The 9587-nt window shown below is 28.3% G+C and carries 11 protein-coding genes; 4 read left to right on the top strand and 7 right to left on the bottom strand.

Features of this window, described 5'->3' with window-relative positions; all coding sequences use genetic code 11:
- Nucleotides 1-109: 109 nt before the first annotated feature.
- The 5 genes from JJD95_RS18365 to JJD95_RS18345 all read right to left on the bottom strand — a co-directional run bounded on the left by JJD95_RS18365 (nt 110) and on the right by JJD95_RS18345 (nt 3778).
- A complete protein-coding gene (locus JJD95_RS18365) occupies nt 110-925 on the bottom strand; it encodes a hypothetical protein (protein WP_291644678.1) in 816 nt (271 codons plus the stop codon).
- Nucleotides 926-1022: 97 nt separating this feature from the next.
- Nucleotides 1023-1772: a hypothetical protein gene (locus JJD95_RS18360; protein ID WP_291644676.1), complete on the bottom strand. Its 750-nt coding sequence runs from the start codon at nt 1770-1772 to the stop codon at nt 1023-1025.
- A gap of 134 nt (nt 1773-1906) precedes the next feature.
- Nucleotides 1907-2125 (bottom strand): hypothetical protein, encoded by a 219-nt coding sequence (locus JJD95_RS18355; RefSeq protein WP_291644674.1) that lies wholly within the window; start codon nt 2123-2125, stop codon nt 1907-1909.
- A 43-nt stretch (nt 2126-2168) separates the two neighbouring features.
- Entirely contained in the window at nt 2169-2447 is a 279-nt protein-coding gene (locus JJD95_RS18350; RefSeq protein WP_291644672.1) for a hypothetical protein, read from the bottom strand.
- 200 nt (nt 2448-2647) lie between these two features.
- Nucleotides 2648-3778, bottom strand: a complete 1131-nt coding sequence (locus JJD95_RS18345) for a hypothetical protein (protein ID WP_291644670.1) — start codon at nt 3776-3778, stop codon at nt 2648-2650.
- Between the two features lie 352 nt (nt 3779-4130).
- Between JJD95_RS18345 and JJD95_RS18340 the strand changes: the two genes are divergently transcribed.
- Entirely contained in the window at nt 4131-4829 is a 699-nt protein-coding gene (locus tag JJD95_RS18340; protein WP_291644668.1) for a hypothetical protein, read from the top strand.
- A 973-nt stretch (nt 4830-5802) separates the two neighbouring features.
- Complete coding sequence (locus JJD95_RS18335) at nt 5803-6018, top strand: hypothetical protein (RefSeq protein ID WP_291644666.1); 216 nt, start codon at nt 5803-5805, stop codon at nt 6016-6018.
- 167 nt (nt 6019-6185) lie between these two features.
- On the opposite strand, the gene JJD95_RS18330 is transcribed toward JJD95_RS18335, so the two are convergent.
- Nucleotides 6186-6971 (bottom strand): radical SAM protein, encoded by a 786-nt coding sequence (locus tag JJD95_RS18330; RefSeq protein WP_291644664.1) that lies wholly within the window; start codon nt 6969-6971, stop codon nt 6186-6188.
- A complete protein-coding gene (gene tcmP, locus JJD95_RS18325; RefSeq protein ID WP_291644663.1) occupies nt 6971-8179 on the bottom strand; it encodes a three-Cys-motif partner protein TcmP in 1209 nt (402 codons plus the stop codon). The genes JJD95_RS18330 and tcmP overlap by 1 nt, the downstream gene beginning before the upstream one ends.
- A gap of 330 nt (nt 8180-8509) precedes the next feature.
- On the opposite strand from tcmP, the gene JJD95_RS18320 reads away from it, so the two are divergent.
- Together JJD95_RS18320 and JJD95_RS18315 are read left to right on the top strand one after the other, a co-directional pair.
- Nucleotides 8510-8959: a GNAT family N-acetyltransferase gene (locus tag JJD95_RS18320; RefSeq protein WP_291644661.1), complete on the top strand. Its 450-nt coding sequence runs from the start codon at nt 8510-8512 to the stop codon at nt 8957-8959.
- 56 nt (nt 8960-9015) lie between these two features.
- Entirely contained in the window at nt 9016-9408 is a 393-nt protein-coding gene (locus JJD95_RS18315; protein ID WP_291644659.1) for a hypothetical protein, read from the top strand.
- The last annotated feature ends 179 nt before the right edge of the window (nt 9409-9587 follow it).

Genomic DNA, 9587 nt, shown 5'->3' with positions numbered 1-9587 from the left:
TGGCTAAAACAAATTATACTAATAAAATGATGTTTTCTTATTTATAAATTGATTTCTTAGAGGTAATCTGACGTAAATCACCTACTAATAATAGAAATAAAATGACTTTTCAATTAGTTATAATTTGACGTTCAACAATATATTTCTCACTTCCATTCTTTTGCTTAACTTGATTCTCTCCATTTTCACTTGTTAAATAATAATTATAATCATTATTTGATGTAGCTTCAATCTTTCTTAAAATCAAATAATATTCACTACTTAATATTGCCTCTGTTTCCCCTGTGAAATCCATCCACAAATATTCTAAAAGAACCGGAATGAATATTTTACTAGACAATCTTTCAACCAATACTTTTATTTCCTCGTTTTTATCGTTCTCACTACGCTCAAGTTCATAAATCAATAGAAAACTATTGTATAAGTTAAATAGTGTCTCTAATTCTTTCCCGTTTAAGAAATTTCTTAAATTTGCTATATTTTTAACCCAATCAGATGTAACATTAATTTTTCTGGTTTCCTGTACGTTATCTTTCAGAAAATTCTTTGAATATAGCAATTTTAGAATGCTAATTTTAGACACTAAATCATAGTACACTATTAAAGCACTCTCTCTAACCTTCTCCTTATCTCTATTTTCTTCTTTATCATTAATAGTTTCTGCAAGATCAATACTTTTTACACTTGTTAACCATAAAGCATAGGATAATAATGCTGTTAATTCAATTCCAATAATAGAAAAATAATAATATAAGTACTCTCCAATTTTTATTGGACTATAAACATCAATGATTAATTCTTTAGTGTTTATGAACATAGTTCCATATTTAATAATCAAACTTAATATAAATATTAATATAAAGGGAATGATAAAAATCATTGGTATATATCTCTTTTTAAGAATTTTATAACTAAACTCTTTCATAGTTTAACTCTCTCCTTAACTACATGTTTTTAATTATAATTAAATGAATCCAATTTTATTGTTTTAATTTCATATACAAACTATGCTTATTTCTATATTAACCGATTTTTAACCGTGATAGTTGCTCTTTATACTTTATGAGATTTGTTTTGTTTAGCTTATTTGCGATTTGTGCCTGTGTAATAATGTTTTTTTTGGAAGTCAGGTCGTTTTTAAATTTATATAAATCTAAATTCAAGTATTTATCAATTATCTCACCAAAATCATTGCTCATATCTATGAAATCATTTTTAACAGCCACTGAAATCTCCAACATTTTATCATTAGGAATATCCTCAATTAACACATCTAAATTAAGTATGTAGTTTAGCATATACCAAGTATGGTTTGATATTTTCTTACTACCTAATCCGTTTAGTTTCTCAATATGTTGCATATTATCTGCTTTCCAATTATCATAAATTTCATGGCTTACTAAAATATTCAATCCTCTTAATGACGGTGCCGTCAAATCTATAATGGTTGCATCATACTTAAATTTTAATTCAGAAACTTCTTTATCAAGATCAACTGTCATTCTCATAAATAAATCAAAGGTTTTATAATCTCTTAAAATATCAATTTTATCTTGGGCTAATTTTGCTTTTAATTTTATTACTTCCTGTTTCTTTATTGAAAAATAATTTACTGTAATAGGAATCGTTGCACCCAGAAATAAAGTAAACCAAAAAAGCAAAACCGACCAATTAACCATTCTCATAACATTTATAAAAGCTTGATTCTTTGTTACAATAAATCCAATTGCCATGCCTACTACTAAAACAGTTATATATTTTACAATACTCATCCCGCCAACCCCCAATTTATCTTTATTAATTATTCTAACTAAATTGCTAACTATAACCATCAGATTAAGTTCTACTAATTCCCAACCTCATTCTGACATGTACATAAGCATTTTTCACATATTTAGGTGTTGTCTTACTTAATACAAAAACTACACTTCCTAACCTCTCTATCCTCTAGTGAATTTGCCTTTTCCCAAGCTTCTTCAAATTGTGGATATGGTCCATGCCATTTACCATTACCCTCTCCAAGCGTGTTTTTGCCCGTTCCTTTCCCCTCATTGCAAAACCTACAAATCCCTTCATGTATAATTGCTTTTTTCTCCGCTCTCCAATTCTCATATATATAATACATAACGTACCTCCTCATGCTTACTTATATATTTTTCTATTAACCTCTATTTTCTAAAACCTCTATTTTCTAAAACCTTTATTAACTCTGATACAAATTCTTCTGATACTACTTTTTCTTTTACAGCTGCGTCAAAAAGTTTTAACCAATCATCCTCCTTTAAATCCAATGGTGCTCGTTGAAATTGTTTTCCATCTTGCGTCCACCAAGAAAATCTTAATTCTTCTTCTCCAGTAGCTTTTATTATAAGTTTCTCTGCTCTCGCTTCTTCTCCATCTCCGAGTTTTATAGTTGCCTTATTTAGTAATTTAGCATAAATAGTCATTTTTTTTACACCCCCATATATATTCTAATACTGACTTTATTTTATTAAACCCTGTTATTTGTTAAAGTCGCATATCATACCATCAAATACTTTTCCCTTCTATATATTAACTATTTTACCATAACAACTCTACGATGTAGTATTTTAGTTGCATAAAAAATAGACTTATAAATTTCTACTTATAAGTCTGTTTATAAATATTATTTGCTTACCTTCTCATACCACTGTTCAAAATCTCTTATATTCCACTGGTACCATTGTGAGCAGATCAGATATTTTTCGCCTTTTATATCTATTATTGGCTTTACCCAATATCTCGGCATACCGTCAATCCTTGCTTGTTCACTAATGGAACTTTTCATATCAATTTTCTTTAATAGTGGATAATTTACATTTATCATATCCTTACTATAATTTTTTTCTAAAAAACTTTGTATTAACTCTTCAGCATAAGCTCTATCTCTAAATAATTTTAGCATGTGTGATTTTACATATTCACCGGGCTTCACATTGAAATTATTTTCACCTGTTACATCTAAATTAGTTTCATTAGTTTCAATATCTTCAATATCCTCTTCAATATCAACTATACTTTGTGTTTTATCATTTAAGCAGTTCAGTGAAAGTTGTCCACCACTTAATTCAAGATATAATTCTTTAAGCCTCTCGCCATCTTCCTTACTTAATTTTATTTTTACTTGATCAAGATCAAACTTTTTCATAGGGTCTTCCTTTGAGTTTACAATATCATATATTTTTTCTTCAGTTACAATTGAATCTATATCTAAATATACTGCTAATCCGGCAAATTCTTTCTCATCATAATCACCGAATGATTTTTTGTCATAATCAACCATCACAAAATATTCTTCTTCAAATACCATATCATTAACTTCTGTTTTTTCTTTATCAGCATAACACTCATAGTGGCTAAAAGGAGAACTTATAAACTTTGTTGTAGCTCTACCTGCACCAACAATACCAAAGGTATCAAGATTTAAAAATATATAATCTCCCGGCTCAATATCACACAAAGATTCCTTCTCATTTCCCCACGTTGACACCTTATCATTTGCCATCATTAATATATGACCTCTTGGCATATTCTTATTATTAGAATTTATAATATAATAATTTGGATTTTTTAGTCTATCATATGTTTTTACCAAATCATACAAATTATCAGAAAGTATTTGATTTTTGGAAATTCCAATGTCTAATTCTATTTCTTCAAGTTTTTCAACTGTCTCTTCATCAACACATACGGTTATATTCTTTTTTCTTTTTTTACTATTTATAGAATTAACAAGATAATTAAAATTATTAAGCATTTTTTGCCTCCTTAATTATAAAAAAATGTTGTGTTGTACTTTTATGGCTTTGTTTTCTAATTAAAGTTTTAATTATTGCCATTTATTATTCCTCCCTCTTAAATATTACTATAATTGTATATTATCATACCGTTTAATAATTGTAAAGTTATTTTACTAAAATATTTTTACTATATTATAAATTTATACTATGTTTTAATTTTTTATATAAATTGAGTAAATATTACTTTACATAACAATTTCCATTTGATAAAGTTAAATTTGTGATCACTTATAGTTTATTACCTGTATTTTCATATTAAGTATTTGCTATAAATTCCTTCACATAAAAAATTACAAAGGGGACTTACTTATGAATACAAATGAAAAAACAATTTACCTACACCCTAAACTAGGAAAGATAATTTTTGAAAATGATAAAAATGATCATGCTATTTTTGATGAAAATAAAATAAGGGAAATAATGATTAAATCTTTGCTTTATCTAAATGATAAAAATTTAATTCCAACAGAGAAGTATAGCAATCTTCTTAATAAAATACCTCAAGTGCCTATTGAAATTCCAGATAATATTGACTCCGAGGGCTATTTCATTAAATACTATAATGACTTAACGATTCTTTCTCAATCTTTCTGTTTTGCTTCTGAATGGTTTATTCTTGGAATTGAAAAAACAATAGCCAAGATATTAAATTTATTTTGTGCCATGATAGCTGATTACCTGCATATGGATGAAAAAACCAAAGATAAAGAAAATCATGGTGATGGTCATGGTGAATACTGGAGACAATATGCCCGTATCCTTATATCTAAAAAGGAGGCCAAGCACTATGAAAATGTTTATGCTGCTATGGACTATTTAAGAAATGAATTAAATGAGGATGAGATAGTCAAACTTGAAAGCTACTTTGGTGGAGAATGGGTTTCAGATTTAGCATACCAATATGTCAACCAAATAGATGAAGAGGAGGAAGATGGGGATAAAAACACTTATACAATATCTGAATTTATAGAGAATCAAATTTATGATATTGATAATGATAGAATTTAAGCACTAATAGTTGCTAAAGCAATACCTCCATCTACGATTACTGTTAGGTGGAGATTCCTTCATAAATTTAGAAGAAGTCGTCCATATAAAAATTATTTGTTGCACCATACCATCTATAGTAGTTAAAATTAATTAAGTTATCATGAAATCTACTATATATTATATTATATAGAGGAATTAGTGATAACATTTTAATTTTTGTCTATTTACTGCTTTTCGTAGGAAAGTTGCCACTTAATAGATTATATATAGTAATCTCAATTTTTATCAAGTCAAAGTTAGCGTAATGATTTCAGAATAATACTAATACTTTATAAATAAATGACAACCCCTACTGTTGTTATTTAGATACTACTATAGTAGTGTTTATATTATCTGCAATAATAAGCCACGCTTATAAAATCAACCTATCCCAAAATGACGGTAACACATTTACTATATCGCTCTAATTATTATTCTATTTAGTATAAAAACTAAAGTAATGTCTCCGTCAGTTTTTGAAATACCAAGTATAATCCTTTTTTCGTTGAAGTCAATTTTATTAACAATATAGGGTTAAAGCCCTCTGCCCCATACTACTATCCTGTTGTTATTTTGTAATTTCTCATTCTTCTTATTAAAATATCTCGGTTACTATTACCTTCCAATTATGTTTATTAGTATCTTATATATGTGACTTTATTCCTAAAATATTATTAACACTAAATAAATAAGTAACCATAGCATTTTTTCAAATATCATATCTTTAGTAGTTTCATTAAAATCTTATTCGCTTTTCAATAAGAAAATTAAGCATGTCAAAAGATGGCGGATCATATATTGTACTTATTACTTTGAACGGTTTTACCTAATTTACGGTTGTAATGGTAATCAATTGTTCATTAATTGCGAATAAAAAAAAGAGGGGGGAGGCAAACATGGAGAAAAATCTGTAATTATTATAGGAATATCAATTATAATAGGTTTTCTTATTTTGGCAAGTTCAGTAATCTATACATTTAAGGATTATGGTGAAAATGATATAGTTAACAAGAATATAGTCACCAAGAATAAATATGAAATGATAAATGCCGATTCAAATATTATAATATTTGATAAAGAGACAGGTCGATACTGGCGAAAATATATTAATACAAACGAAGGACCGAATGAATGGACCGAAGAGACAATAGACCTTTTGAATAAATAAGACACATTTTTCTTATATTCTTCATTAAAGCTTAAATAATTAAATGTATAAACTATGCTAAATAACTTAATCAGCATAGTTTTTTTTGCTAAAACGGTTGTAAAAATCGCTGTTGCTTTTGGTTTTGCACCCCTAAAGTAAACTAGTTAGGATTATCTTTATCTATTCTATGTTTTTATTACTTGCGGTATTGAAGCAGTTAATGTACCATTTTTAATATGATACTCTTTATTATTCAATTCACAAAAGTCTACAACATCTTTTGAAAGCTTATTGTAAAACTCTTTATATCCTTTATATTGTGTAACTAACGAATTGTAATTTAATCTTCCAAATATGATTTTATCAACAAATGATACAGAATTTAGAATTTCATCAAAATCCTGTTCTATTATATTAGGAGTAGGGTATGGCTCTATACTAACCCAAGTTTTACACCCTATTTTATGTAACTCGTATAATCCATTGATTCTTTCTTGAATAGGAGCTGAAAATTCTTCATACTTTGTTTTGAACTCGTCATTTAGTGATACTACAGTTATACCATATTCGTTATCCTTACTTAATTGAGCTAATTTAATTGGTAATATCCCCTTTGTTAATACAGTACACTTTACCCCTGCTTCATTCAGTATTGCTATTAGCCTTAATGTTAAGTCCCCCACCTCATTATGCCCATACATGAAAGGATCTGTAGTGAAACTAAAATGAACCGATTTTATATCCTCTTTATACCTTGGAAGCTCTTTTCGTAATAGTTCTTCTGCATTTATTACAATTTTAGGAGTACACCATTCTTCATAATTTTTCACCCTTCCAAACCGCTTTGCCATCAGCATAGCATAGCAAGGATATTTACACCCATGTGAACATCCTTGTGCATGGTTTATAGTGTAATCTCCGTATTCCACACCGGTCTTATAAAGTAATGATTTGCGTTCTATTGTATCCATCATATTACTCCTTCGTTTATTAATATACTTTCCACTAATCTGATTTTTATTTTATTATCTTTCCAATTCCATCCTGTAAGTCTCCTTGAAGGAGTTGATCCATCTTTACGCACTCTAGTTACTGTAATTGCACCTTGTTTCTCCATAATCTTTAACTTTTGTCTTATATCACTTTCTGTATATAATATATTCATCTTATCAATTATGGCACACACAAAATCTATAAATTCAGTCTCATCATATTGAGATAATAATTCATATGCATACTTACCAAACCATCTAACATCTTGTATTTCTGGTAAGCTAAAAAGTGACATCTGTCCCCCAAGTTCCTGCTCTCTCATTTCATTTGCTGTATTATTCATTCCTTTATTCATAAGCAGCAATCCATCTTTACTGTTTGTACAGAAAATCATTCTATATTTCGGTATATTCTTCTCTTTGTCTTTAATTGGTATATTTAAGCAGTATTTGAATTTTTCTTTAAGACTACAAACATACTCTTCAACAATCTTTTCTTCAACCTCATGGTAAGCTAGAATATTTTTATAATAACTTGTCACAAGAACCTTCCATTTACTACTGTTTATAATTTTTGTCAAATAGCTCTCTGAAACTTCTTGTGCTTCATAATTGTCTTCATGCTCCTCAATTAGCTCGTCGCTTATATTATATTTAAGTAACCTACAAGCCTCTCTAATGAACCCATTAGAGTTAAAATTAATAAGCATTTCGATTGAATTAAAGTTCCCGTATGAACTATCACAAATACGCTCTATATACTCATACTTTAAGCTTTTAATACCATAGGGATCTATATATAAAAATATATTCCCCACACTCCGGGCTTTACATATTCTTTCTATATTGTCTTCAAAAGTGCCCTTACAAGCTTTACATTTCTTATACCCATCTATATTAAATTCTAATTCCCGTGAGTATTTTTTTTCAATAAAAATTCCTTTAACCTCTTTATTGTGTATATTATTGTCTTCCAAAACCTCTTGTATTTGCTTTGCTATTATTATTGGTGATCCGTCTTTATGATCGTCAAATTTACCTTTTCCTGCAAAGCAATCAATAATATATAGTGGCTTTTTCATGTAAAGTAACTTGGTAATATACGGTTTTAAATACCAACTCAACATTCTATCTTTAAATATAGACCACGGTCTTTTATTTTCAAAAAATTTATCAGTACATCCCATTTTTTATACACTCCTCCTTGTTATACCCATGTAATATTATACCACTTGTTTATAGGTAAGTGATAGTAATCACTAGTTAAAATTTAGAAAATATTGAAATTGAATATTGTAAGCAGATTATTTGATTAACTCTCATACTTTTAATTAGTTAGAAATCCCTCTTCGCTTTTCAATAAGGAAATTATAACATATCAATATATAACGGAACATATATTGTGCTTATGAACTTAAACGGTTTTTACCTAATTTACGGTAATAATGGTATAATTAAATAAATGATTTACAGTGCAATGGCAGTTAAATTATATCGTAACTAAAAGGGGGATACCAATGTTTGAGTTCAAAGATTTTGATTATTTAACAGATGGTGAGATTGATTTGAAGATTGAAGATAAAACACCATCTAATGAGGGAAACGGCTATGTCCCTGCATATAAATATAGGATTACTTTGTACAATTCAAATGATAGCATAGGTAATATTGATATTCGTATTGGATATAATGAAAATATATTTTATGGTGGTCATATTGGCTATGGGATTAAAAAATCTTATAGGGGCAATAATTATGCGTCAAAGGCTTGTAAAATCATCAGACAGATTGCAATTGCTCATGGAATAGACAAATTGATAATAACTTGCAATCCAAATAATTTTCCATCTCGAATGACTTGTGAGAAAGCAGGACTTAAACTTAAAGAGATAGTAGACTTGCCCCCTTACAATGAAATGTATAGAGAAGGCGAAAGACAAGAATGCATATATGAATGGATTTTATAATAGTTATTGTTTAATAACTATCTTAATTTACGTCATAAATTTATGGAGGGTGCTAAATGTCAAAAGACATTCTAATGAATTTAAATGATATTCAACCAAGTCAACTATATATAAATTCACAAAAGTTGAATAATGTATTAAAATGGTTTACGCCAAGTGATTATGAAAGTTATGACGCCTTACCTATTAAAACTTTAAATGGTAAAATTATATTTACTGATGGTCATACGAGGGCATATGCCGCATACATAAAAGGAGTCAAAACAATAAACGTGTATTGGGATGAGGATGAATTAAGTTGGAATGCATATCAGATTTGCGTTGACTGGTGTATTGCAGAAGGAATTAATTCAATAGAAGATTTAAAAGGCAGAGTAATTGAACCCAGTGAATATAAAATTCTATGGTTAGATAGATGTAGAAATATGCATAATCAATTGGGTATATAGCACTGGTATAATATTTTTATCATGCGTCACAATAGTATAATAGAACTAAACCGCTAAAAACGGTGGCAGACGAGTTCTAATTATGTTAATTTAGATTATAGCTTAAATAGAATAAAAAAAATAGCATCTTAAATAACTAAGATACTACTTTATTATAATGTACACTTCCTTTAAACTTT

The organism is Clostridium sp. (assembly GCF_016650035.1).
Lineage (GTDB): Bacteria > Bacillota > Clostridia > Clostridiales > Clostridiaceae > Clostridium_AD.
Note: the sequence above shows the minus strand (reverse complement) of the source record. Positions and strands in the feature narration are given on the sequence as shown.